Below are 25,348 nucleotides of genomic sequence, written 5' to 3' on the forward strand. Positions count from 1 at the left end.
AGGTGACACAAAGTCCGGGCAGGTAAACCCGCCCGGAGCATTCGTGAATATCAGGCGGCTGGTGCGCGCCAGTCGTCAGACCCTTCGGTGTTTGCGACATCGTGTGCCCAGGTGATCTTCCGATAGGCGAGCGCTACCTCGATCAGCTGGGTGTAGTTTTCGTTCTCCTTGTCTTGAGCGTGGGGCAGGACGGTATTGATGCTGACGATGGTGGCGTCTTCGAGCTTGGTGGTGAAAAAGTGCTCTTGTTTGCCTTCCGTCGAGGTGCGGTACCAATTGACCTCGACAGTCGGCAACATTTCGCCGGTGGCCAGCGCTTGATACATCAGTGGTGTGGCTTTGTTGAGCGAACTAGTGAACTTGAACGGCTTGTGTACGCGCTGGCCGCTGGGTTGGCCACTTTGTGGATCAGTGGGTGTAGTGACCTCATGATTGATTTCCTGGACAAGGATTTCATCCTCATGGCCTTGCTGGTAAACATTGCCGACGGAGTCAGCGGTGAATGCACCAGCGGTAATGTTGCCCTGTTTTTGACCAGTGATCTTGATGTAAGCGGGTGTTGGCATGGCAGTCTCTCCTGCGTCCATGTGGATAAATCACGCGCACTCGGAGTGGCGTGGCCATCGGGAACGATGGGCTTGTCAACGAAGCAGTCGCCTCGTCAATTCGTTGAAGTCAGCTGCGTCGGTTTCTGCCGATCTACTGCTGCAAAATGCCGTTCAGCGACTCCAACACCTCGGTGGTAATCAGGTGCAGCCGGTAGCTGTAGATGCCGTACGCCACCGCCATGGCGAGGGCGGAAATGACCAACGGACTCCACCACGGCCATTGCCGGTTCATGCGGAAGTTGCTTGGGGCGACATTGGTGTACGGATCGCAGACGGTCTCCGGAGTCGGGCCGCGCAGTTCTCGGATAATCCCGTGGAGGTGGTGTATCAATGCGTTGAGGGTTTCTTCGCCCTTCGGCGCAATGGCGTACTTGCCCTTCAAACCGAGGCAAAGCGCGAAGTACATGAACTCCAATACGTCCTGGTAACGTTTGGGTTCCTGCATGAGGCGCGACAGTACGGTGAAGACTTTCTCTCCACCCCAGGTTTCGTCGTGGAAGATGCTGAGCAGGGGTTCCTGGCTCCAGCAACTGGTTTTACCCCAAGGCCTGTCCATGACAGCTTCATCGATGAAAAGGCAAAGGCCGTATGAGTACGCCAGCAACTGAGCGGGCTCGTAGCCGTGCTGGCGTATCTCCTCGCGAATATTTTCGATCTGGTTGCGCACCTGCTGATGCACATCTTTGATGTTGGGCAGCGCATCCAGTGTGCGCAGGCGTATCACCAGGCCGAACAGCGGTGCTGCGGCATCCAGCATCAGGTTGTCGTAGCCGCCACGTAGCTGAAAGTCTGGGTCTGCTGCGTACCCTAGATATTCGTCCTTTGCGGGGTTGGCCTCGCTCTCACTCTGTTCGGCCTCAGCATGGGCGCGTGTTTGCCCTTCTTGTGCCTTCTTCTTGGCGTGCTGAATCGACGTCACTACGCTCTGGGTGACATCATCCTCATTGTTGAAATCCCCTGTCATTTCTGTTCCCCCCTGATCGCCCAGAACTGCAGCTCCAGCCCTGGGAAGTCCCCAGCCACATGAATCCCGAAGCCATTAGCCGTTCTCATGCACGCCCACGCCGGGTCACGCCGGTCCAGCTCGAAATAGCTGAAGCCTGCATGGAAGGGCAGGTCGCGAGGCGCCACGGGCAAGGCGTTCAAAGGAATGCCGGGCAGTTGCAGCGGCACCAGGTCCTCCAGTGCTTCGAGTGAAGTGATCTTGGCTTTCTGGATGAACATCTGGCGCAACGCCTTAGGTGGCAGATCGGCGCGTACGGCCAGGATGAAAGTGGCCTCATCGATCAGTCGGCGGTCCTCCAGTGCGGTTGTCATGACGCCGTACTCCAGCGTCTCCAATGGCAGCGAAACGGCGCGGGGTTGCAGTACCGTGCTCAGTGCCCGGCGCAGCGTGTCCTCCAGCGGCTTGAAGGAGGTGCGCAGCGCGGTATGGTGATAGGCGGGGTATTCCTGCGGCAGCCGGCTCTCGTCGGTAAACGTCACGAACTCGCCGCAGGCCTGGCTCATGCACAGGTACAACTGTTCAGGGTGGGTCTGCCCTTGCCTTGCCAGATGCTGGAAGCAGGGCCACCAACGGTTCATGGCCTGCAGCAGGTTGAAGTCGCGAATGTCGGCGATGCCGGACTGCCCTGAGGCGCCAATGCGGGCGGCGAGGTTGCGCGCACGTTCGCGCAGGGAGTTGGTGATTTCTTCCAGATACCGTTGCAGCGCGGGTACGGCGCGCACTGAAACGCTGGTGGGATAGAAGCCTTCATCCAGTTGCAGGCTGCCATCGGGGCGCCGTTCCAGAATGCGCGTCACCGCCAGGCGGGTGTAGGCGCTGCTGTCGTCGGCCTTGCGTTTGAGCTGCAGGTTGGGCACCGCCAGGTCAACCTGCACCAGGTCACCGTCGGTGCTGTGTGTGTCCTTGATTTCCAGGGCCTGGGCGCTGTAACGGAAGTTGGCGGGGTTATCGGGCCAGCTTACTTCACGGCCACCTTCGGTGCGCAGCGGCAGGCACAGGTAGATCTCGCTGTCTTTCGCGCCGTCGTCTTCGATTTCCAGCGGTGGTGGTGGTGGCAGGTCTGCCGGGATATCGAACACCGTGCCGTCCGGCATGATGCCCCGTGCACGGGTGATGGCGACCTTGCCCAGGCTCAGATACTCGTCGTTCAACTGCAATTCGCTGAAGCCATAGAAGGCTGCGTTCAGGCTGCCAAGACGTTGATGCAGGGCCGCTTCGGCGGCACGGGTGGCCTGTTGGAAATGCTGCGGTTTGACGAACAGGCCTTCCGGCCACAGGACAGGGTTACGTGAACTCATGAGCGCTCCATGTCAGCGTGAGTAATCGAGAAGGGCAGGGTTACAGGCGCCATCAGTCTTCCTCCTGGAGCAGGAGCTGCGTGTCGTTGAGCAACACCGACAGGATGATCTGGTGCCCGCGGGGCGGAATGCGCAGCACCTGGCTCCAGGTGGCGTTTTCCTGGTTCCGGTAGTCGGCGATCACCGCGACAAAGCGCGTTTCGGGCTCGATGGGCGCAAAGGGGATGAACTTGAACTGGCCGGGGCGCAGCAGGTAATCGTCATCGCGTATGTAGGTGCTGCGCAGCGCCTCGGCAGGGTTCTTGTCCAGCAGTTCGTAAACACTGTTGCGCAAGAGTGAGTCGTCGCGCAGTTGCAGGATCTTCACGGCCATGGGCGTAGCGACGGGCTCGGCGGCCACGGTGGTGGTGCGCGGCAAGGTCAGCACCACGGTCGGGTCGCCGTAGCTGCCCGGGGTACTTTCTTCCATGGGGGAGCGCGCCGGATTCTCGCCATCGTCAACTGGCGAATCGACGGGCGACATGGCCGGAAATTGTTCCAGCAGGTACTCGAACAGGGCCCCGACTTTCTCGGTCAGCACGTAGGGGTCGCCTGCACTCAGGCTGACCGCGTAAGGGCTGGGCGCCACAACCGGCCCGGGCTCGGGCGCCACCTCAAGGCTGTTCGGGTTGCCATTGAGCGTTGGGCTGGCGTTGATGCTGAACGCGACCTGGGTAGGATGTTCCCCGGGCGATCCGACGGGCAATGAGGGGTCCATCACCACCTGGCCAATCTTGCTCAGCAACGTGCAACCGGAGAGCCCGATCAGCGCCGTCAGCAGGCCGGCCACGAATGTTGGACGCATCATGGTCGGTCTCCCGCAATCAGGCGTTCCAGTGGGCTCTGCTGCGCTGGCGCTGCCTCTGCGTCCAGTGCCTCCAAAGGGTCGTTGCCCATGCCCGGTTCGAATGCCGAGCAGATGTCCGTGACAGTCTGGGGGGCGACAGCAGTGGCCTGGCACGTGTTGGGTGGAACATCCAGCAACCAGTGATCGAGGGTTCTCTGTTCAGGGCTGAACAGGTCCTCCAGTGAGCGTGCATCGGCCTGCGCAAGCTGGGCCTGCAGCCGATAGGCGCCAATGCGCAACTGGTCACCCTCGAGCAGCCGCCTTGCGGTTAGCGACCCCAGGCTGTGGAGACTGTCGTTCAGGTAGGTACGCTGACAGCGATCGATGACGCAGAAGCTGCCCTCGATCCAGCGGATCTCGCAATGGATCGGTGCAACGGTCTGCTGACGATCGTTGATCTGCCAGGTGGCCTTTGCGCTGCCGATGGTGCCGCCTGTGCAATCGAACTGATGTCGGGCAGTGACGTTGTGTTGCAACTGATCCAGATTGGTGATGCTCAAGGTCAAAGTGCTCATGAGCGCCCCCGGAACCGCACCACAGGGCTGCTCTGGCCGTGACGGTCATCGACGAAGCTGGTCCAGCCCAGGTAGGCACCCAGGCTACGGTGCAGGCAAAAGGGCGGCAGTGCGTTCTGCTTCAGGCGCAGCTCCAGGTCATAGGCCAGGCCATCACGCAGCAGGAAGTCGATCAATGCCCGTAACCGGCCGAAGTTGATGCCGCTGGGCAGCAGGTCACGCAATTGCGCTGGGTCGAGTTCGCTGATCACGATGGTGAACTTGCTGCTGCGTGTTCGCGTGCGGCTGCCCACCATGAAAGTGCTGCCCAGTTCGCCGTTGCTGCGGCCAAGGCTGACCAGTTGCTTGGCGGCAGTGGGGACCGAGCGGGTTTCGAACTCGCGGATCTGTACCTGCTTCAAGTCGAAGCAGTGGGCGATGATGCCGGCGACCGTGCCCGGTGCACGGCTGCGGCTGGCAATGACGCCGGCGAAACTGAGCAGCCGGCTCCACGGCAGTGCCGTGTCCCCGCGCAACTGCCTGTCATTCAACCCGAGCAGGGCAAAGATGTACTGAGAGAACCCATCGGTAGCTCCCGGCTGAAAGCGGATGTAGTAGCGATATTTACGCCAGATGCGATGCAGCAGGCTGAGCAGGTAGTGGTTGAAGAAATCGAAGAACGCCGGCCGCACACCGATGCCCTGTGCATGCTCGTATGCCACCTGCTCCAGGTAATAGGTGGGCAATGGCGAGTCGGTGCCATGCAAGCCCATGAAGGTGGTGCACACGCGATAGCGGTCAGCTTCCCCGGGCATGCGTTCGACCTTGTATATGTCGGAAACCGGGAAACTCAGCCGCGGGTCGCTGGCAAGCCGCACCCTCAGCCGGGTGGCCTGATCTGGCCAGCGTGGTTCCAGGTCATCCCTGTGCAAGCCGTGCAGGCGTTCCAGCAACTGGAAGAAGTTGTACTGGTGCGCCTCGGCGAACAGCTTGTCGGCTAGATCAGCGGTTGTTTGCCGGTCTGGATTGGCCATGTGTAGTGCTCGTTGTTGGTGGTGTTGATCACTTCCAGTTGGTGGAAGGAATTGATGCTGGCGTACAGGGCGAAGAAGCGCGCGAGCACGCAACCGAACAGGTACAGGTCGCCTTCGCAGAGGAATGCGCTTTGATCCAGCTTCAGCCGCGTGCGCAAGCCACGAATGGGCTGGCCCTTGATCAGCCAGTCCAGCGGCTCTGTTTGCACATCACGGATGCCATCGAGGCGTTTGCGGGTGGTGCGTGTCTGCTGGATGTCGTGCAAGGCCGCGAAGTCGTAGGCGCGGATGACCGCTTTCAGTGGCTCGGCCGAGAGCAGCGACAGGTAGTTGAGCGACATGTTGGAGATCAGGGCCCACTGCAACTGGCCGTCCAGCACCGGCCTGTACGGGCGGGTGGGTGCACGGATGTTGGTGTAGGTGGCAAGGGGCGGCGTGATCTCGGTGAGCACGTTGATGTCATCGATACCCAACGCCAGCGGCAGGTCGCGGTTGGTGCAGGTCAGGTCGATGGACGCTGTTTCCAGTTCGCCGATGTAGGCGTTGGCATCGGCGCGCACGAAAGCGATGCGATGGGTGACGCCATCGCCGCGCAGGGATTCCTCGAGTGTGTAGCGGTAGTACAACGCCGTGCGCCCTTGCACATGCTCGATCTCATGGGCGAACGACTCGAAGGGGCGGAAGGTTCTCAGGTGTTCACCGGTACTTCCGTCAGTCGTGGTGCGGGTGCTGATGACCCGGTCGACACTGAAGATTTCATAGGCGTGCCGCTCCTTGCCTCTGGGCACAAGCTCGACCTGGGCGGGCCGGCTGGACAGGTCGATGGGCTCGGCGCTGTGGCTGAGCAGGTTCACTGCCGGGGTGCAGAACAGGCTGAAGTCTGCTTTGCCGACACGCAGCGAATCAGGTAACTGTCGGGTGAAGTGAAATTCGAGGCCGACCCGCTGAGTCGCTTGATCAGGCCAGACTTTCTCCAGGCCGGTGATGCTGACGAAGTGAAAACGCTCGGGAAATACGAAGTACTCCTGCAGGATCCGGTAACCGTCAAAGACGTTCTGTGGGTATGGCAGCAGCGCTTCGTCCGGGCTGAAGCCTGGGAACATGATGCTGCTGGCCGGCAGCCGGCGTACCTCACCATTGACTGTCACACAGACATGTTTGAGGTACTGAGCGATCCACAGGTACAGCGTGCGAGCAGTTTGGGTGTCACCGCTCAGATGAAAGTCGAGACTGGCACAGCCCAGGGTATTCAGCGGCCGCTCGACCAAGGTTTGCAGGTCGATGCGAACCACCGAACTGTCGAGTGTCTGGGTAGCATTCACCGACTCGATCTCGAACGGGTGAATGTCCACCGCCGTGCAGGTGCGGAATTCGCAGGGCACACCATCCACGGGGCTGGAGAACAACCGCGAGCCTTTGGCAATGCGTTGCGACTGGCTGAGCGCTTGCTTGCGCGGTGTGAACTGGATGATCGTGGCGCTCGGCAGGGGCCGCAGGTAGTTGGGCCACAGCAACTGCAGCATGGGGTGCGTCAGCTCGGGCAGGTCGTCCTCCAGCTTGAGCCGCAGTTTGGCCGTGAGGAACGCAAAGGCTTCCATCAGGCGTTCGACATCCGGGTCGCTGCCACCCTTGCCGAGCAGGCGGGCAAGTTGTGGGTTGTCCTGGGCGAAGTCGTTCCCCAGTTCATGGAGGTAACGCAACTCTTCGCTGAATCGGTCCTTGAGTGACATAGGTCACCTCACTCGGGTGTGGCGGTTATGGCCATTGACCAGCAGCTCCAGTTGCAGCTGCTCCGTGTGGTTGTTGACCTGCACGTGGCAGTCCAGCCTGAAATGCAGTTCCAGCGGGGCATTGCAGTCGGGGACGGCCTTCAGCGCGCGCACGTGCACACGCGGCTCAAAGCGCTGAATGGTGCGGCGAATGTCCGCGCTCACCTGTTTCAGCAGGTCGCCACTGCTAGCGTCGTGCCCGTTGAAGTCACTCAGGCCCAGCTCAGGGCTGCTTTGCGAGCAACCCTGGCGAGCATTGAGCAGCGTTTCCAGGTGGCGCTTGATGGCGGCGAACTTCTGGGTAGCGTTCTCTTGCCTGGACGGCACCCGGCTTGCGAGTTGATCCGCCACCAAACGGTCGAAAAACCCACTCATTGGGTATCAAGACGACCGACCAGGGAGATCTCGAAATTCGCCCCCATGTACTTGAAGTGCGGGCGCACGGCGAGCGAAACCTGATACCAGCCCGGATCACCGGCAACGTCCGACACCTCGACCCTTGCAGCACGCAACGGGCGACGGCTGCGCACATCGGCTGATGGGTTTTCCTGGTCGGCAACGTACTGCTTGATCCATTTGTTCAGCTCGGACTCAAGGTCCTTGCGCTCTTTCCAGCTACCGATCTGCTCGCGCTGCAGCACCTTGATGTAGTGGGCCAGCCGGTTGACGATGAACAGGTAGGGCAATTGGGTGCCAAGCTTGTAGTTGGTCTGCGCTTGCAGGCCTTCCGGGGTCTTGGGGAAGTTCTTCGGTTTCTGTACCGAGTTGGCCGAGAAGAACGCGGCGTTGTCGCTGTCCTTGCGCATGGTCAGGGCGATGAAGCCCTCTTCGGCCAGCTCGAACTCCTTGCGGTCGGAGATCAGTACTTCGGTCGGAATCTTGGCCTGCAACTGGCCCAGTGACTCGTACAGGTGCACCGGCAGGTCCTCGACGGCACCACCCGACTGCGGGCCGATGATGTTCGGGCACCAGCGGTAGCGGGCAAAACTGTCATTGATGCAGCTGGCCAGCAGGAAGGCGGAGTTGCCCCACAGATAGTTGTCGTGCCGCCCGGCGATGTCCTCGTCGTAGGTGAAGCTCTGGACCGGGTTTTCTTGCGGTTGATAGGCAGAGCGGAGCATGAAACGCGGCCCGGTCAGCCCGGCATGACGGGCATCCTCGCTTTCACGGAACGCACGCCACTTGGCATGCCGGGGGCCGGCGAAAATGTCCTTGACCTCCTTCAGGTTGGGCAGCTCTTCAAAGCTGCTCAGATTGAAGAACTCAGGAGAGGGCGCCGCGAGAAAAGGTGCGTGTGCCATGGCACCGACCGAGGCCATGTAACTCAGCAGTTTTATATCGGGAGAAGAGGGGCCGAAGCTGTAGTTGCCAACCATCGCTGCAACGGGTTCACCACCAAATTGGCCATAACCTGCGGTGTAAACATGCTTGTAGATGCCGCTGCAAGTGATATCGGCGGCATTCTCGAAGTCATCGAGCAAGTCATCTTTGCTGACATGCAAGACTTCAAGCTTGATGTTCTCGCGGAAGTCGGTTCGGTCGACCAAAAGTTTGAGGCTGCGCCACGCGGATTCAAGTTGCTGGAACTCGGGTTGATGCAGGATGGCATCCATCTGCTTGCTGAGCACCCGATCCAGTTCAGCGATCATCTGGTCGACGCGATGTTTGTTGATGAGTTGATCAGGGTCATGGCTTTTAAGGATTTCGGCGATAAAAGCAGATACACCCTGGCGAGCGACCTGATAGCCCTCTTGAGTAGGTACCAACTTGGTTTCTGCCATGATCTGGGCGAGCAGGGTGGCGTTGCTCAGTGTTTCGGTTGTTGTTTCAATCGCGACGGTCGTGCTGTTTTGCTTTGGCATGGGGACGCTCCGTTGTCTTAGTCTTCTTTTGGCGCCTCGAGCACCAGGTCAAGTTCTTCTGCCAGTTGTTTGCGCGCCTGTTCGTTAGTCAGCAGCTGCTGCAGTTGCTTGCGGAACGTGGGCACGTTGCCCAGTGGGCCTTTCAGTGCGACCAATGCCTCGCGAAGCTCCAGCAGCTTGTTCAGCTCCGGTACCTGGCGGGCGATGCTGTCTGGCCCGAAATCGTTGATGGACTTGAACTGCAGGTTGACCGCCAGCTCTGCGTCGGTGGCGGTGCTGAGCATGGATGGCACGGACATGGCGAGGCTGACATCGGCGTCGTTCAACACGTTGTTGAAACTGTGTTTGTCGATTCGCATGATCGAACGGTCTTCCAGCGCGCGGGCATCATCCAGGCCGAAATCGCCTAGTACCAACATCTTGTGCGGCAGCTCTACCTCGGCTTGTTCGCCGTCGGTGGCTGGTACGTACTTGATGTTTATGCGCTCTTTGGGTGCAACGGAGCCTGAGCTTTTACTCATGGGTGTCAGCCTTCGTGAAGTTTTGATGTATGTAGGAAGCGTCCTACAAGTTGTGTTTAAATTTAGACTTAATTGGGGTCTCGCTATGTGCGTGTAAAAAACCATGCACCGAAAAAATATTGTGCGTCGAGTGTGAAAATGTAAGGAAATATTTGGTTGTGAATATTGTTTTGTCGGCGCTGGCCTTTGTTGCGTTTCGATGCTCCACTATCCAGTAATTGTATTTGATGATTAGTGTTAAAGCGTGACTGGTCAGTCGGGTAGCGCTGTTGCCATATTTGATGAGTGAGTGAAACCAATGATTGTCCGCTATGCATATGGCGTTGGGCTTTCGATGTTGCTCTCCCTGGCGCCAAGTTTGGCAAGCCAGACCAGGGACTGCCCGCAGATAGTCTCCAACGTCGAACGTCTGGCTTGTTTCGACCAGGCCGCTGGCACCCCGGCGCATGTGACGAAACTGCAATGGTCCGCGCCGGAGCAGGATTCGCCCACGCTGCGTCGTGTGATGACCCATGAGGCGGGGCGGTCGCCGGAGGAGCTGACGTTTCGCCTCAAAAAAGGGGATGACGGGCTGATGATCTCGGCGCCTGCAATCGCTACGGTCGCACCGTACCCCTACCTGGTGCTCAGTTGTGTGCAGAACATTTCCAGGTTGCAACTGGTTACCGCACACCCCATCGATGCCGGCCGGGTGATGGTGCGATTGCAGGGGGAGCGTGGCTCCACCCTCGCTACTCCCTGGCAGGTGACGGAGAACGGCCAGGTGCTTGACGCTGGCAGGGGCTTGCCGGGCATCGAGCAGATCAAGCCACTGATCGGGGCCCATCGCATTCAGGTCGAGAGCGACAACCCAGCCGTTGATGGGCTGGTTTTCGACGCCCAGGGGCTGGACCCACTCATCGATGAGGCGCGTAAGGCATGTCGCTGGTAGCAGAGGTCACCGCACAGGAAATTGCCCGGTTGCTTGCCCCCATCGACGCGCAGAACCCTGCCGGCCTGTTCGATGTGGAGAACGAAACCTACCAGGCCATCGACCAGGAAATGGTCAAGCTGGGTGGGTTGCAGGAGCCTTCCATCGACTGGGCCTATATCGAAGAAGCGTCCCGCCAGTACCTGGGCCAGGAGTGCAAGCACCTGCGCATCGTCGCCCACCTGGGTGTCGCTTGGCTACGCAGCCAATGCTGGGAGCGCTGGGGTTTTGCCGTCGCACTGCTGGCCGGCATGGTCGAAGTCTATTGGGAAAGCGCATACCCGAAACCGGGCCCCAAAGGGTTCCTCGGCAAGCGCAAGCTGGTTGGCCTGATGCTCAACCGTTTGCTCGTGGCGTTGCCGCGCCTGGACCGCTTCACGTTCAGCCCCGCGCACGCCGCGGCGGCTCAGTGCGCGCTGCAACGTCTGCAACAGCAGCGGGAAGCAGCGCAGCTCGATGAAGCGGCCCTTGGCGAACTGGAGCGCCTGCTACGCAAGCACACGGAACTTTCCAACGGCCTTGCCGAGCCCACCACCGACAAGCCCCCCGCAAAGGGCATCAAGTCTGCGCCCCTGGCCGAGGTCATCGCCACGCCGACGCCCCGTGTGTCGTTGGGCAACGAGCGGGAGTCACGAAGGGCCATGCTGACCATGGCCGAGCTGATCAATCAACAGGACCCTTACGATCCTGCTGGCTACCAGTTGCGTCGGTTCGGCTTGTGGGCGCACATCCAGACGCCGCCTCAAACCAGGCAGGGCAACCGCACGGAGCTGATGGCGGTGCCGCAGGACATTGCCGGGGACTATGAAGATGCCATTGCCGCTACTGCAATCGACGCGGCCCTGCTGCAGCGGATCGAAAAGAGCGTCACGGCTTGCCCCTACTGGATTCGCGGCAGCTTTCTGGCAGCGAGCGCGGCCACGCGGCTGGCGATGGGCGAGGTGGCTGAGGCCATTCGCGCTGCGACCGCGCGGTTCGTGCAGCGCATGCCCGCGCTGCAGCAGTTGTGCTTCAGCGACGGCAAGGTATTTGTCGATGACCAATGTCTGGCGTGGCTCAGGGGGGCACAAGGGCAATCCGATTCGGATGCAGCCTCGCAGGAGTTCGCCACGTTGCGAGAGGAGCTGGCCTGCCAACTGGAAACCAGCGGCGTGGAAGCGGTGTTGCTCAGGCTGCAGGGCATGCAGGCGGACTTCCGCAGCCTGCGTGAGCGCTGCCATACCACTGTGATCGCGGCTGATCTGCTGGCTGCTCGGGGTGTGTCCTGGTTGGCCCAGGACTTGTGCGCAGGCGTTGCTCGAACGATGCAGGAAACCACCGCCAGCGCCTGGGAGCCTGAGGTGTTTCAACGCCTTCAGCAGTACGCGTGCACTGCCCATCAAGGGCTGATTGGAACAAGGAACGGGAGTCACGATGAATCAACTGTGGAAGCATCTTGAACGTTGGGGCTTGCCCCTGGTGGCCCGCATCGGCCTGGCCATGCCGCTGCTGCTCGGGCTGGGTGCCGCATTGATGCTGGTTGCAATCTGGTGGCTCGGCCCGCAATGGGTCTGGCGCGAACAGCAGCCGCTGGCTAGCGTGGCGCATCGCGTTTTGGCCAGCCTAATGCTTGTATTGGTACCGCTTCTCTGCTGGCTTGTGGTACTGCGCAGGCGTTTTCGCCGTTTGCAGGCCGAACGCAAGCAGGCGGTGGACGCTGAACTGGACAAGGTGTTGCCTTTCGTCCAGGCCCAAGAGAAAGCCTTGGACCAAGGGCTGGCACGCTATCTGGACAATGCGGGTGGCAGGCGTGCCTTGTACCGACTGCCGTGGTATCTGGTGGTGGGCGACCAACAGGCCGGCAAGACCAGCTTCATCGACCGTACCGAACAGAGTTTTTCCCTGACCCGTATCGACAAGGCACAAGCGCGAGGCAGGCAAGCGCAGGAGCTGGCTTATCCGATAGGCTGGTGGGTCAGTAACGATGCGGTGATCATCGACCCGCCGGGCGCATTCGTCCGTCAGGACTCGTTGGCAGGTTCATCAGCCGAGGAGTCGGACTCGTCGAAAGCACCACCGGCCACCTCGGCCAGGTTGTGGGAACACATGCTGGGCTGGCTTGTGCGTAACCGAAGCCAGAGAGCACTCAACGGTTTGCTGTTGGTTGTTGACCTGCCTGCGCTATTGCATGGCACGCCTGAGCAACGTGTCGCCTTGGCACATATGCTACGCACGCGGCTGTATGAAGTGAGTAGTCAGTCGGGCTCGCGCCTGCCGCTGTATGTGGTACTGGCCAAATTCGATCTGCTGGACGGTTTCGACCAGCTGTACGCTGGCCTTCCCGCCGCCATGCGGGAAAACATGCTGGGCTTCACCTTCAAACTGGATGCGGTCGGCACATTCGATGCCTGGCTGGATGAATATGGCGATCATTACGATCGGTTGATAAGGCAATTGTTTGAGCAGGTAGTGGACCGGCTCGATGTATTGAGCGGTGCGCCATTGCGTGTTCGCTTGTTCTCGTTGCATGCCCAGTTGATCGGGCTGCGTCCGATACTGTTGGCCTTCCTGAAAGAAACCCTCGCAAGTGACCGCTTCACCACGCCTGCCTTGGTACGTGGCGTGTACTGGTCTTCGGTCTTGCAGCAGGGCGACATGCTCAATGCGTTCGTGCGTGAGGCGGCACAGCCATACAAGACCGAGTTTCCGCTGCGTGAAGGCAAGGCGCAGGGGCAGGCGCTGGTCTACTTCATTCAGCACGCCTTCCGGCGAGTCATCTACCAGGAGGCCGGCCTTGCCGGGGACAACATCAAGGTAGCGCGCGGCAAACGTCGGTTGCTTTGGGTTGGTTCTGCAGTAGGCGTGCTGGCCTTCAGTGTCGCCATCGCCAGTTGGCAACGCTACTTCGACATCAATGGCGCCAAGGCCGCCAATGTGCTCGCCAAGAGTAGAGAGTACAGTCATCACGAAGTGGACCAGCGTCTGGACCCCACCGGGCGCAACCTGCTGGAGCCGCTGGACCAGATCCGCGATGCCGTGTCGGTGTTTGGCAACTATCGTGCCGCGTGGCCGGGTGTTTCCGACCTTGGCTTGTATCAGGGGCGCGCCATTGGCCCCCGCGTCGACGAGGCCTACCTGAGCTTGCTCTCCAGGCGCTTCCTGCCAGCCTTGGCCAGTGGTGTGATCGATGCCATGGACGCCGCGCCGCCGGGAAGCGAACAGCAGATGGCCGCTCTTCGGGTATATCGAATGCTGGAGGACCGCCAGAGCCGCCGACCCGAATGGGTCGAAGACTGGATGGCCCGCCAGTGGCAACATAAGTTCCCCGGGCAGGGGCAATTGCAACGCGACCTCATGCGGCACCTGAAGTATGCCTTGACCTATGCCGATACCGACCTTCCGCAGTACAGCCAGCGTTTGGCACAGGTGCAGCAGGTGCTGCGCAAGGTACCACTGCCAGAGCGGGTCTACGCGAGCCTGAAACAACAGGCTGGCGAGCAGTTGAATGCCGGCCTGGACCTGCGCCATCAGGTGGGGCCAGCGTTCGATGTGGTGTATCAGTCCTCTCCCGGCCTCAGGCAGGGCGATGGTGTCCTGATAGCGCCAATGCTCACCGCCAAGGGTTTCAAAGAGTATTTCGAGCCACGTAGCCAGCGGTTTGCAGATATGGCGATGATCGACCAGTGGGCACTTGGAGAGCGCGATCAGCTCGATTACTCGGATGCCGACCGGGAGGCGCTGGGCGAACGCCTACGTAACCTGTACAGCGCCGATTTCATTGACAGTTGGCGTCGAGCCTTGAACGCCTTCTCGGTGGCCGACTTCCGCGACCTGGATCATGGTGTCGCGATCCTGCAGCAGTTGACCGGGCCAGCAGCACCCCTGCATCGGTTGTTGGACACAGTGAGGGACAACACTTCGCTTTCATCAGCCGTTGTCGCTGAGGCACCCGGGGAGGTCGAAGCGTTGCGACCGACAAGTGGCAGGCCTGATCAACAACAGGCCTGGGCCATTCAGCGGGCATTTGCCGGGCTGAGTGCCATGCTGCAGGCAACCGGTGAGAAACCCAGCTACTACGACGAGACTCTCGGTGCCATCGCGGCCGTGCACGACTATGCCAAGGCGGTGCAAGACAGCCCCGACCGAGGCAAGGCCGCACTGCAGGCCGTGCATCAGCGATTCTCGATGACAGGGCAAGACCCCATCGGCACCCTGCAGCGGGTGGCCACCGGCTTACCGGAACCGATCAACCACCAGGTCAGAAAGATCGCCGATCAAACAGCACAAGTGCTGAATGTCGAAGCCCTGCGCGAATTGGAGCGACGCTGGGACGCCGAGGTGTACAGCTTCTTCCAGCAGCGCCTGGCAGGGCGTTACCCCTTCGTCGTGAAAGCTCCCGACGCTTCGCTGGATGACTTTGAAGCCTTCTTCGGGCCGAAGGGGCGGCTGCAGCAGTTTCATGATCAATACCTGAAGGTGTTCCTGAAGGATAACCTCGAAGCCCTGCAGGCCGGCCAGCAGGGGCAGTCACTGATCCGCAGTGATGTGCTCGAACAGCTGGAGCGGGCAGATCGTATCCGCGAGACCTTCTTTGATCAGCGCGGCAACCTGAGTGTGCAGTTCAGCATCGAGCCCTTGGGCCTGAGTGCCAACCAGCGTACAAGCTTGCTGGACCTGGACGGTCAATTGATTCCCTACACCCATGGCCCGCGCCAGATCACCGGTATTGTCTGGCCCAATACCTTGGGGCAGCAGGTGCGCAGTAACCTGACCTTGCTCCGGCAGAACGGAAACAGCAGCAGCCTTGAGTACCGTGGCCCCTGGTCGATGTTCCGCTTGCTCAGCCGTGGCTCGCTCAATGGGCGCACGGCGACCAGCGTGGACCTGAGCTTCAGGACCGGCGATGGCGTGATGCGCTACAGGCTTAACGCCCAGAAAGCCTTCAACCCTATCACGCAAGAGCCTTTCAAAGGTTTCCAGTTGCCACGAGGGTTGTTGCAGAAGTCGCCAAAGCTGGGGCCGACCACGCAGGCCGGCTTGTGAGGGTTGGCTTGAGAATAAGGTGCGAACCCGTCACCCGTGGCGCTGGCGCCCCCAAAGTTGCGCCGACAGCAGTTGCAGGCGCTCGGCCAGCTTGGCGACGTGGGCGGCAGTGGTGCGACTCTGGTTGCTGGCAAGCACGCTTTTCTGGGTGGTTTGACTGATACCGGCCAGGTTGCACTGGATGCTGTCACCCACCGCGCTCTGCTCCTCTACGGCGGCAGCGATCTGCACACTCATGCCGCTTATCTCATCGACGCGCTGGGTGATCCCGTCCAGCGCGCGGGCGGCCAGCAGTGCCTGTTCGACGCTGACCTCGGCCTTGCTGTGACTGCGCTGCATCGCCAGCACGGCACTACCCGTGGAGCGGCGCAAGGTTTCGATGGTGCCCTGGATCTGGGCGGTGGATTGCTGAGTGCGTGAAGCCAGCCCGCGCACCTCGTCGGCGACCACGGCGAAACCGCGGCCGGCCTCACCGGCGCGGGCAGCCTCGATGGCGGCGTTGAGGGCCAGCAGGTTGGTCTGTTCGGCGATGCTTTGAATGACCTCGAGCACGCGGTCAATTTCATTGCCATGCTGTTCCAGTTGATGAATCACCATGCTGGTCTGTTGCACCTCGCTGGCGAGGCTATCAATGTGCTGGCGGGTCTGCTCGACCAGTTGGTGGCCGCGGTCGGATTCCTGATTGGCCAGGTTCGCGGCGCTGGCAGTGAGCTGAGCGTTGCGCGCCACTTCCTGCACGCTGCTGGCCATCTGGGTTATTGCGCTGGCTACCTGGGCGGTTTCTCCCTGCTGCCGGAGGGTCGCGCAATTGTTGTTGTCCACTGCAGACACGAGCGCTTCGGCTTCCTTGCTCAACTGGCGGGACGAATCGGCAATGCGTCCGACTATTGCCCGGGTCTCGGCTTCGAGCATTTGCAGGGCGAAGTCGATCTGGCCAAATTGGTCGCGGCGGCCACTGTAGAGGATCTGGCTCAGAGGGTTGTCGGCGATCTTCCTGGCTTTGTGCGCAAGGGCGTCGAGGGGGCGCAGGCTGAAGCGCAACAGGCCGCCGAGCAGCAAGCTCGACAGCATCATGGAGAGGGCGGCATGGCTCCAGGCCAACGCGCCCAGCGAGCCCAAGGCAGCAAAGCACAGCAGGTTCACGCCAGTGCTGGCGAGTGCCAGGCGCATGCCCACGGATAGCCGTGACATACGCAGGCAGTTGGCCTTTCTGTCACTACGCAACTGCGCATAGACATGTTCTGCGGCTTGTACCAGCGCTTTGGCCGGTAGCGTGCGAACCGATTGGTATTCCACTGTTTCGCCATTGCGCTGCATCGGCGTGACGTAGGCGCTGACCCAGTAGTGGTCACCATTTTTGCAGCGATTTTTTACCAGCCCCATCCACGAGCGCCCAGCCTTGAGTGTCTGCCACAGATGCGCAAAGGCTTCCGGCGGCATGTCCGGGTGGCGCACGATGTTGTGATTGACGCCAAGCAGTTCGGCTTCACTGAACCCGCTGATGTTGATGAAGTCGGGGTTGACGTAAGTGATGGCGCCCTTGGGGTTGGTTGTCGAAAGAATGTTCGCGTTTGCGCTGAATTCGACGGCACGACCACTGACCGGAAGATTGGTTTTCATTGTTTTTCTCCTGAACTGACTGGTACGCGCCGCGCAACTGCGCTTCCCTCGAAACGGTCCTCTGTGCTGAGCAGGTGTTGTATCTGGGCGGCGGGTTGTGGCCGGCTGAACCAGTAACCTTGGGCGTAGTGGCAGCCTTCACCGACCACGAATTCGAGTTGGGCGGAACTCTCGATGCCTTCAGCCACTACTTCCAGGCCGAGGCTACGGCCGAGAACAATAATCGCCTGGCTGATCGCGCTCTGTTTGTTCTCGTAAGGAACGCCGGTGATGAAGCTCTTGTCGAGCTTGAGGATGTGCAGTGGAAAGCGCGTAAGGTAGCCAAGCGAGGAGTAACCCGTGCCGAAATCGTCCAGTGCCAGCAGGACACCAAGGCTGGTCAACTCGTGCAGACAGGCCAATGTGTCCATGTCGTCATGCATCAGTTGGCTTTCGGTTATTTCCAGGATCAGGCTGGCGGGAGGCAGGCCGCTTTCTTGCAGGATATCGATCAGCCGGAGGGTGAAGTCGGCCTGTTGCAATTGGGTGCTGGAAATGTTCACCGAGCAGCGCAGGCGCTCATGCCCGGCCAGTTGCCAGGCCCGGGTCTGCTGACAGGCCTGGCGCAGTACCCATTCGCCAACGCGGATGATCTCTCCGGATTCCTCCAGCGCAGGGATGAACTCAAGTGGCGAGATCACACGTTCGCCATGGCGCCACCGCAGTAGCGCTTCGACGCCGGTCACCAGCGGTGTCCCTTGGCCCAGGTGATAGATGGGTTGGTAGTACAGTTCGAATTCATTCTGCTGCAATGCCTGGCCTAGCGCCGACTCCAGTTCCAGATGCTGCTGTGCGGTGTCTTGCAAGGTTTCGTCGTAGTGGGCGAACCGCGCCTTGCCGGCGGACTTGGCTCGGTAGAGGGCAAGGTCGGCAGCCTGCAGGACATCCAGGGCCTTGCCATCGTCGTGCAATGGCGCGATGCCGATGCTGGCGCTGACCACCAGGGTACGGCCGTCCATGTGCAGCGGTCGATGCAGGTTGTCGAGGATGCGTTGGGATATCTGCTCGGCGTCGCGGTCGCAGGTGAGGTCGTGAAGCAGGACGATGAATTCGTCGCCGCCGAAGCGGAACAGTTGGTCCGTGGGGCGCAGCGACTCTTTCAAGCGCGCTGCAACTTCCACCAGCACGCGATCACCGACGTTATGGCCGAGGCTGTCGTTGATCAGCTTGAAGCGGTCCAGATCGATGAACAGCAGCGCCTCGTAGTCACCGCCCTTGCGCTGCTTCCTGAAGGTCTTCTGCATCTGCTCGTCAAGCCGGATACGGTTGGCCAGGCCGGTCAACGGGTCATGCTGGGCGGTATGCTGGAGGCGCTGCTCGGCATCCTTGCGTGCACTGATATCAGACTGCGAGCCAGCCATGCGCAGCTCGCCAGGGGTGGTCATTTCGGCGACCCCTCGCACCAGGACCCAGATGTAGTCACCGTTGTGCTTGCGGATCCGGTACTCATGGTGAACGGAGGATGTCTGCCCTTGAAGATGGGCATCGATGGCATGGCGAAAATCCGGCAGGTCGTCCGGGTGTACGCGACCGAACCAGCTGGAACTGCTCTCGCCGATGCTATCGCGGCTGAGGCCGAGCATGCTGGCCCAACGCTCCGAAACGTAAAGCCGATCCTGATCGACATGCCAGTCCCACAGCCCGTCGTTGGCACCGCGCAGCGCGCGGGCGAAGCGCGCCTCACTGTCTTCCAGCGCCTTGTGCTGGGCCGCACTGTAAGTATCGATGGCCAGCGTCATGTCGAAGAACACCGCCTTCAACAGGCTTGAATAGAGCGTGGCATCCGGGCTGTCGCCGAACACGCTTTCGAGCATGTCGTCGAGGTACAGGCGATAGCTGCCGAGGTACCACTTCAACTCCAGGCCGATCTGCTGGTGGATCACACCGATGCGCAGGCGGCCGTTGACGTAGGTTTCATCGTAGGGGCCGCCCCACAGGCACTGGTAATACTCAGCCTGGCTCTGCTTCAAGCGGGCGGTGACCTCCGGTGTGCGAAGCAACGCAGACGGCGTGGAGAATTCCGCCAGGTGACGGTACAGATGGTCGACGAAAGCCTGCTGGGACGGGGCCATGTACTGAGCTGCTGCGCCTAGTCGCCTGGCATCTTCGCCGCTCCAGTCAAGAAAACGAAAGCGTTCGACAATCTCGGCGTGATCCAGACGGATACGCTTGAGCAGTTCCTCGAGGTCTTTTGTCACCTTCATTCACATCCCCCGGTGTTGGAGAAGATTCCTTTGTGCTGAACAAAAAAAAGCGCCGTGGCAACAAGTTCTGCTCGAGAACTTGTTGCCACGGCGCTTCGTCTTTCAGGCCTATTATCCTGCTCGGCAAAGCCGGTTCCCGCAGGGCGGAACCTGGTGATGGCACATTTACATCATTGGGGATCTTCCGACAATTTATCCAGCAATGCAACCAAGCGTCGCCGCAGCAAACCCAGTTCGCGGGACTTGAAGGCGTGTCGGGTCTGTGCGAGCACCTCGGTGGCATCCAGCAGTGCAGCCTGTACCTGCCCAGCCGAGCCCAACTGTGTTTCACCGAGCCAGCGACAAAGCGGTACGGCACTGCAATTGTCAGGCGTGCTCAGCACCTCGCAATCAGGTGCGATAGGCGCCAGCAACTGGCGCAACTGATCGGCCAGTTCAAGATTGTTGCAGATAATTCTGGTTGCCTGGTTGGACTCGCTCATCAAACTTCATTCCCGTATGTTCGGTGTGCTGTTTACAACACCGCCCATGGCGTTTGATTGATTCAGGTCAATGCTGAAACCTTTCCATTTACCCTGCGAAGCCCTTCGGCGCGAACAGCGCTCCTCGAAACCGAGCACCGTGGGACGGCGCTCGGTTTCGAATGCACAACGGACGTGCCATCAAGCGCGTGGCCGCCTGCTCAGTACCTGTATTCGACCCCCACGTATGCACCAATCCCGTCTCCCGGCCAGAACGACGCAGTGTCCTGCCCGCGCGCGTTGTACACCGGCGTCACTGCCGTCACGTATGCCTTGTTCGCCAGGTTCTTCAGGTCCAGCGACACCTTCCAGTTGCCCTTCGGCGCCTCATACCCCAGGTTCGCCCCCCAGATGGTGTACGACGGCGCATACAGGCTGTTGGCGTAGTCCACTGCCGTGCGCGAGGCCGACTGCACGTTGATTCCGCTGTACCAGCCGCTGTGGTCCTGGTACTGCAGTTCGCCCTGGTAGATGTGCTTGGGCACGCCCGGCAGCTGGTTGTCCCCGAACCTGTCGTCATGCCGGTAGTAGAAGTCGTTGTAGGTGTACACCTGACGCCAGCGTACCAGGTCGCCCTGAGGGTTTTCCCAGAGGCGAGTGTTGAGGCCGGCTTCGACACCCTGGTGGATGGTTGGTGAGGCATTGAAGGCGCCGGTGACCGCTGCCGACGATGATGTGGCGGGGATGATCTGCACATTCAGCAGCTCGTCGTGGATCCACGAGCGGTACAGGGCCAGGCTGCCATCGAAGATGCCGTGCGAGCCCTTGATTCCGACCTCGAAGGTGTTGGCCTTCTGCTCCACCAGCGGGCGGATGTAAGGCAGGGCCGGGCCGGAGCCCGAATATTCCCACGAAGCAGGCGGGTCGATGCTGCGGCTGAAGTTGGTGAATACCTGCAGGTTCGGGCTGAACTCGTAGCGCAGGCCGATGCGCGGGGCGACGCTCCAGTTGTCGTAGTCCACGTGCTGCGGGAAGGTGGTGGTGTTGGGGTTTACCGCGTGATCGATGTTGATCTTGCGCCGCACGTTGATGAACGACACACCGCTGGTGAGCCAGAGGTTGTCGACCAGGTTGATATCGTTGCCCAGGGCAATCACCCGGTCGAACGAATCCTTGTAGTTGACCTGCTTGAGCGACAGCTTGTCGTCATTGGCCGAGTTCACCCCGCCACGCAGGTGCTGGGTCGAGGTAAAGGCAATGTTGCTGCGGCTTTCGTGGCCGAACAGGTAGTCGACGCGATCGTAGCCCAACAGCAGGCCGAGGTCGTGCCAGTCCCAGTAACTGGGATTGCTCGGGCTGCGCGGGCTGTTGGTATGGCGATAGTCGTGATACGACAGGCCGAAGGTCAGCCGTGCATCGTCGTCGAAGGTATAGGTGGTCTTGCTGCCTACCCAGATGCTGCCCGGGCGGCGCGCACCGGCACCGCTGCTCTCGGCGGTGGCGCTGGCACGGCGCGGGTGGTGCAGTGCGGCGTTGAGGGTGGTGGCGCTGGGGTCGTTGTGGGTTTCGTCGCGGTAGCGCAGCAGCAGCCGGGTTTCCAGCTTGGGGCTGAAGCGGTAGCCGGCGTTGGCGACGATGCCCGAGCTCTTCGACAGGCTGTAGTCGCGAAAACCCTCGTTGCGGTAGTTGTCGGCCTGCAGGTAGTAGTCCAGGTCGCCCTCGACCCCACCGTAGCTGATGCTCTGCTTCTGGTAGTGGTAGCTACCGGCTTCGGCGCGCACGCGCAGGCCAGGGGCGCTGTAGCCACTGTGGTTGACGAAGTTGACCGCGCCGCCGAGGGTCAGCGCCCCATACTGGAAGGCGTTGGCGCCGCGCAGGATCTCGGTGTAGTTCACGCCGCTGGCATTGAGGAATTCGTAGGGTGTGCCGCCAGGGCCGGTCAGCGGCAGGCCGTCGAACAGGAACTTGATGCCCTCACGGAAATAGCCGGGCGAGGTATTGGCACCGGAGCCGCGGATCGAGATCTTCGCAGCGTCGTTGCCGCCGGTGGACTGCACGAATACCCCGGGCTGGTAACCGAGGGTGTCCTGCAGTGTGGCAGTGCGGCCTTTGGCGACCTCTTCGCTGTCGACCACGCTGGTGCCGCCGGGCACCTCGGCGAGGGCGCTGGCGGCCTGTTGCACTTCGGATTGCTTGGCAGCCTGCACGGTCACCGTGCCCAGGGTTTGCTCAGCGGCCAGTACCGTGACCGGGGCCAGCAGGGCCGTGGCCGCAGTGGCCAGGGCGGCGTGGCGGATGGCCAGGCGCAGTGGATGGGGTTGAATCGCACGCATCGTTGAATTCCTTGCAAGTCATCGTAGGTCCTCGGCGTTCTATGGGAATAGTCAGGCCTGTCGGAATATGTGAGAGCAGTTTCTGTGCCAGCTGGCGAAAGGCCGGAAGTTTGGGGGTGTGGGCAAAGTTTTAGTGTGAAGTGCTGAATAAAACAGCAAATTTTGTTGCGCCCCTGTTGTTTGCGGAACAGTGCAGGTTATATCCAAATATCCGAATGCTATGGCGCAACCTGTGGGAGCAACTGTCTTACTCAATTTCTAAAAGCTGGGCGATCCCTGTGGGAGCGGGCATGCCCGCGAACACCGGCGTAGCCGGTGCCATGCACCGCGTTGGATTCTTCGCGGCTAAAGCCGCTCCCACAGGGGACGCGGGTTGCTTGCAATTTCAGTTATCTGCGCGACAGCGCAGCCCAAAGGGTTGGATGTTGTCAGCGCAACAGGGATGAAACAGTTTGTATGGTTAATGCGTCAGGCGGATTGAACTAACCTCAACGAATGCGCTGTGTTAGCGCTGGCACGACAACTGCAATAGCCCTTCATGTAGCCGTCTATATAAAGGGCCCGTTGTGCAGCTGAATTCTCGATTATTCAATACATGCCTGGTGGCCAGCGCACTGTTGGTTGTCGCCTGCTCACCCGCCATGTCCGCGCAGAGCCAGGCGCCGCTCAAGGGCGAAGCGCTCAGCGAAGTGAACGGCGTGATGCGCTACCCGGCCAGCGATTTCGTCGAGCAGCAACCCGGCAATCGCGGTGGCACGCTGCGCGTGTCGGCGGCGAGCGACGCTGGCAGCTTCGATATCCACGCGCTGTCCAATGGCAACATGCAGTGGATGGGCCGCATCCTGTTCGATTGCCTGGTGTACCAGTCCGAAGACGGCACCCTCACTCCGTGGCTGGCGAAAAGCTGGGACATCAGCGCCGACGGCCTGACCTACACCTTCCACCTGCGTGACGACGTCACTTTCAGCGATGGCGAGCGCTTCAACGCCGAGGCGGTACGGGTCAACCTCGAACACATGCGCGACCCGACGACCAAGTCGCCACTGGCCGCCGCCTATATCGCGCCATACCTGCAGGGGAGGGTGGTCGACGAGTACACATTCGAGGCAACCCTGCGTGCGCCCTATGCGCCGTTTCTCGATGTACTGTCGCAGGCCTGGCTGGGGATGATCTCGCCACGGCAGATCCTCGAGGCGCCGAAGACCATCGCCAGTCAGCCCATCGGCACCGGGCCGTTTGTGTTGACCGGCTGGGTGCGCGACCAGCGTGCCAGCTTTGTTCGCCGCCCGGGGTACAACTGGGCGCCGACGGCGATCAACCACCAGGGCGAGGCGTATCTGGATGGCATCGAGCTGAGCTACGTGCCCGAAGCGATGATCCGCTACACCTCGCTGGAAGCTGCCGACAACGACATGGCCTTGGATGCACCGGCGCAGAATGCCGCGGCGATCCGCGCCAACCCGCAACTGACCCTGCGCAATCGCATTCGCAAGGGCAACCCGTCGCGCAGCATCACCTTCAATGTCGAACGTTCGCCGTTCGATGACGTGCGGGTGCGTCAGGCAGTGGCCAAGGCCATCGACCGTGATGGCCTGGCATGGATTTCCGGTTTCGGCGAATACCTGGCCAAGGGGGACTTCCTTGCCGTGAATACGCCTGGCTATGACCCGGTGGCCCGCGACACCCTGGCCTTCGACCCGGCCGAAGCCGGGCGCTTGCTCGACGCAGCCGGCTGGACCGAGCGTGATGCCGAAGGCTATCGCAGCCGTGCGGGCCAGCGCCTCGGGGCGACCTTGCTGACCTATGACAATCCGGCGTTCCCGGCCAATGTCTCGGTGGCGGCCCAGGCGGACCTGCGCAAGGTCGGCTTCGACCTGCGCATCGAGTTGCTGCCGCTGAGCAAGGTCATGGAGCTGCGTTACCGCGGCAACTTCGACGCCATCGGCGGCGGCTACTGGCACACCAACACGGCCGATGGCCTGTACATCCTCTACCACAGCCAATCCATCCCCAGCACACGAATGATCGGTCAGAACGTCGGCTACTTCCGTGACGCCACCCTTGACCAGCTGCTCGGCGCCGCCCGGCGCAGCACCGACCCGGCGCAACGCCGCGAGCTGTATCGCCAGGCCCAGCAGCGCCTGGGCGAGACAGTGCCGGCTGTGCCTTCAGTGGAAAGCCAGATGCTGCTGGCCTACCGCAATGCGGTCGGCGGCGTGCTGTTCGATGGTTCGCACAATGTTCCCCTGTTCACCAGCGTGTGGCTGGCCAAGGAGCAACCATGAAACTGCTGACGATCTTGCTGCGCCGTCTGCGTGACGGTGTGGTCGTGCTATGGGCAGCGGCCAGCCTGACCTTTCTCGGCATGCAACACAGCGGTGGCGACACCGCCCTGGCGATTCTCGGCGGCCCGGATGCGATGCCGAGCGAAGCGTTGTTGGCGCAGGTGCGCACCGAGTACGGCCTCGACCAACCGCTGTGGGTGCAGTACGGCCACTACCTGGCGCGCCTGGCCAAGGGCGACCTGGGCGAGTCGTACCGGCTGCGCATACCGGTCGGCCAGGCGATTGGCGAGCAGGCCGCCGCGACCCTGGCGCTGGCCAGCAGCGCGGCTGTGCTGGCGGTGCTGCTGGCGGTGGCCTCGGCGCTGCTCACCGCTAACCGCGGGCGGCGTTTGCGGGTGGTGGTGTCGGGCATCGAGCTGTTGCTGTCGTCGGCCCCAAACTTCGTGATCGGCACCGTGCTGCTGCTGGCCTTCGCGTTCCACTTCCATTGGCTGCCGCCGTCCGGGTCTGGCGGTTGGCGCTCGCTGGTACTCCCGAGCCTGGCCCTGGCGCTGCCGATCGCGGCGGTGCTCGCCCAGGTGTTGCGCCAGTCGCTGGAGCAGGTGCTGGAACAACCCTTCATCACCCAGGCCCGTGCACGTGGCATGGGTGATATCGCTGTGCGCCTGCGCCACGCCCTGCGTCATGCCCTGGTGCCGCTGGTGACCCTGGCCGGCTACGTGTTCGCCAGCCTGCTCGGCGGTGCCGTGGTGCTGGAACTGCTGTTTGGCCGCCAAGGCATTGGCCGTTTGATGCTCGACGCTACCGCCAGCAAGGACGTGCCACTGGTGCTCGGCGTCACCCTGCTGGCGGCAGCGATCTACGTGCTGGTCAACCTGCTGGTGGACCTGGCGACCCAGGCCATCGACCCGCGCACCGCACGCGTCTGAATTCACG

Annotated in this window: 18 protein-coding genes and 1 pseudogene; 5 read left to right on the top strand and 14 right to left on the bottom strand. The window is 61.2% G+C overall.

Translation table 11 applies throughout. The features are described 5' to 3' along the window. Window positions 1–50: 50 nt before the first annotated feature. The 10 genes from J5M58_RS07985 to tssB form a co-directional block, all read right to left on the bottom strand. Entirely contained in the window at window positions 51–566 is a 516-nt protein-coding gene (locus J5M58_RS07985; RefSeq protein ID WP_207877776.1) for an Hcp family type VI secretion system effector, read from the bottom strand. 133 nt (window positions 567–699) lie between these two features. After that, window positions 700–1,572 (bottom strand): type IVB secretion system protein IcmH/DotU, encoded by an 873-nt coding sequence (gene icmH, locus J5M58_RS07990; RefSeq protein ID WP_243432251.1) that lies wholly within the window; start codon window positions 1,570–1,572, stop codon window positions 700–702. Beyond that, entirely contained in the window at window positions 1,569–2,912 is a 1,344-nt protein-coding gene (gene tssK, locus J5M58_RS07995; RefSeq protein ID WP_112252907.1) for a type VI secretion system baseplate subunit TssK, read from the bottom strand. The genes icmH and tssK overlap by 4 nt, the downstream gene beginning before the upstream one ends. Window positions 2,913–2,964: 52 nt before the next feature. Next, window positions 2,965–3,759 carry a type VI secretion system lipoprotein TssJ gene (gene tssJ, locus J5M58_RS08000; protein WP_112252906.1) on the bottom strand — a complete coding sequence of 265 codons (795 nt, stop codon included), beginning with the start codon at window positions 3,757–3,759 and terminating at the stop codon, window positions 2,965–2,967. Next, window positions 3,756–4,313: an FHA domain-containing protein gene (locus J5M58_RS08005; protein ID WP_112252905.1), complete on the bottom strand. Its 558-nt coding sequence runs from the start codon at window positions 4,311–4,313 to the stop codon at window positions 3,756–3,758. The genes tssJ and J5M58_RS08005 overlap by 4 nt, the downstream gene beginning before the upstream one ends. Then, window positions 4,310–5,326, bottom strand: a complete 1,017-nt coding sequence (gene tssG / locus J5M58_RS08010) for a type VI secretion system baseplate subunit TssG (RefSeq protein ID WP_207877778.1) — start codon at window positions 5,324–5,326, stop codon at window positions 4,310–4,312. Before tssG ends, J5M58_RS08005 begins: the two co-directional genes overlap by 4 nt. Next, window positions 5,290–7,056, bottom strand: a complete 1,767-nt coding sequence (tssF, locus tag J5M58_RS08015; protein ID WP_112252903.1) for a type VI secretion system baseplate subunit TssF — start codon at window positions 7,054–7,056, stop codon at window positions 5,290–5,292. The genes tssG and tssF overlap by 37 nt, the downstream gene beginning before the upstream one ends. A 3-nt stretch (window positions 7,057–7,059) precedes the next feature. Then, window positions 7,060–7,470: a type VI secretion system baseplate subunit TssE gene (gene tssE / locus J5M58_RS08020; protein ID WP_112252902.1), complete on the bottom strand. Its 411-nt coding sequence runs from the start codon at window positions 7,468–7,470 to the stop codon at window positions 7,060–7,062. Next, window positions 7,467–8,957, bottom strand: coding sequence for a type VI secretion system contractile sheath large subunit (gene tssC, locus J5M58_RS08025; RefSeq protein ID WP_207877780.1), 1,491 nt, complete (start codon window positions 8,955–8,957; stop codon window positions 7,467–7,469). The genes tssE and tssC overlap by 4 nt, the downstream gene beginning before the upstream one ends. A 17-nt stretch (window positions 8,958–8,974) precedes the next feature. After that, window positions 8,975–9,478: a type VI secretion system contractile sheath small subunit gene (gene tssB / locus J5M58_RS08030; RefSeq protein WP_112252900.1), complete on the bottom strand. Its 504-nt coding sequence runs from the start codon at window positions 9,476–9,478 to the stop codon at window positions 8,975–8,977. A 298-nt stretch (window positions 9,479–9,776) separates the two neighbouring features. Here tssB and vasI point away from each other — a divergent pair, with 298 nt between their 5' ends. The 3 genes and pseudogenes from vasI (at window position 9,777) to tssM (ending at window position 15,470) form a co-directional block, all read left to right on the top strand. Then, window positions 9,777–10,409 (top strand): type VI secretion system-associated protein VasI, encoded by a 633-nt coding sequence (gene vasI, locus J5M58_RS08035; protein ID WP_207877782.1) that lies wholly within the window; start codon window positions 9,777–9,779, stop codon window positions 10,407–10,409. Beyond that, window positions 10,397–11,865 (top strand): annotated as a pseudogene (tssA, locus tag J5M58_RS08040) (type VI secretion system protein TssA). Before vasI ends, tssA begins: the two are co-directional and overlap by 13 nt. After that, window positions 11,862–15,470 (top strand): type VI secretion system membrane subunit TssM, encoded by a 3,609-nt coding sequence (gene tssM, locus J5M58_RS08045; protein WP_207877784.1) that lies wholly within the window; start codon window positions 11,862–11,864, stop codon window positions 15,468–15,470. Before tssA ends, tssM begins: the two are co-directional and overlap by 4 nt. Window positions 15,471–15,500: 30 nt before the next feature. On the opposite strand, the gene J5M58_RS08050 is transcribed toward tssM, so the two are convergent. The 4 genes from J5M58_RS08050 to J5M58_RS08065 form a co-directional block, all read right to left on the bottom strand. After that, complete coding sequence (locus tag J5M58_RS08050) at window positions 15,501–17,090, bottom strand: PAS domain-containing methyl-accepting chemotaxis protein (protein ID WP_207877786.1); 1,590 nt, start codon at window positions 17,088–17,090, stop codon at window positions 15,501–15,503. Beyond that, entirely contained in the window at window positions 17,087–19,333 is a 2,247-nt protein-coding gene (locus J5M58_RS08055) for a bifunctional diguanylate cyclase/phosphodiesterase (RefSeq protein ID WP_112252896.1), read from the bottom strand. Before J5M58_RS08055 ends, J5M58_RS08050 begins: the two co-directional genes overlap by 4 nt. 170 nt (window positions 19,334–19,503) lie before the next feature. Further along, the gene (locus tag J5M58_RS08060; RefSeq protein WP_207877788.1) at window positions 19,504–19,815 is read right to left on the bottom strand and encodes a hypothetical protein; all 312 of its coding nucleotides are present in this window, start codon (window positions 19,813–19,815) and stop codon (window positions 19,504–19,506) included. A gap of 200 nt (window positions 19,816–20,015) precedes the next feature. Beyond that, a complete protein-coding gene (locus tag J5M58_RS08065) occupies window positions 20,016–22,127 on the bottom strand; it encodes a TonB-dependent receptor (RefSeq protein ID WP_207877790.1) in 2,112 nt (703 codons plus the stop codon). 641 nt (window positions 22,128–22,768) lie between these two features. On the opposite strand from J5M58_RS08065, the gene J5M58_RS08070 reads away from it, so the two are divergent. Together J5M58_RS08070 and J5M58_RS08075 are read left to right on the top strand one after the other, a co-directional pair. Continuing rightward, complete coding sequence (locus J5M58_RS08070) at window positions 22,769–24,412, top strand: ABC transporter substrate-binding protein (RefSeq protein WP_112252893.1); 1,644 nt, start codon at window positions 22,769–22,771, stop codon at window positions 24,410–24,412. After that, window positions 24,409–25,341, top strand: coding sequence for an ABC transporter permease (locus J5M58_RS08075; RefSeq protein WP_112252892.1), 933 nt, complete (start codon window positions 24,409–24,411; stop codon window positions 25,339–25,341). The genes J5M58_RS08070 and J5M58_RS08075 overlap by 4 nt, the downstream gene beginning before the upstream one ends. The last annotated feature ends 7 nt before the right edge of the window (window positions 25,342–25,348 follow it).

The sequence above is a fragment of the Pseudomonas sp. 32_A genome (assembly GCF_017490905.1).
GTDB classification, from domain to species: domain Bacteria; phylum Pseudomonadota; class Gammaproteobacteria; order Pseudomonadales; family Pseudomonadaceae; genus Aquipseudomonas; species Aquipseudomonas inefficax.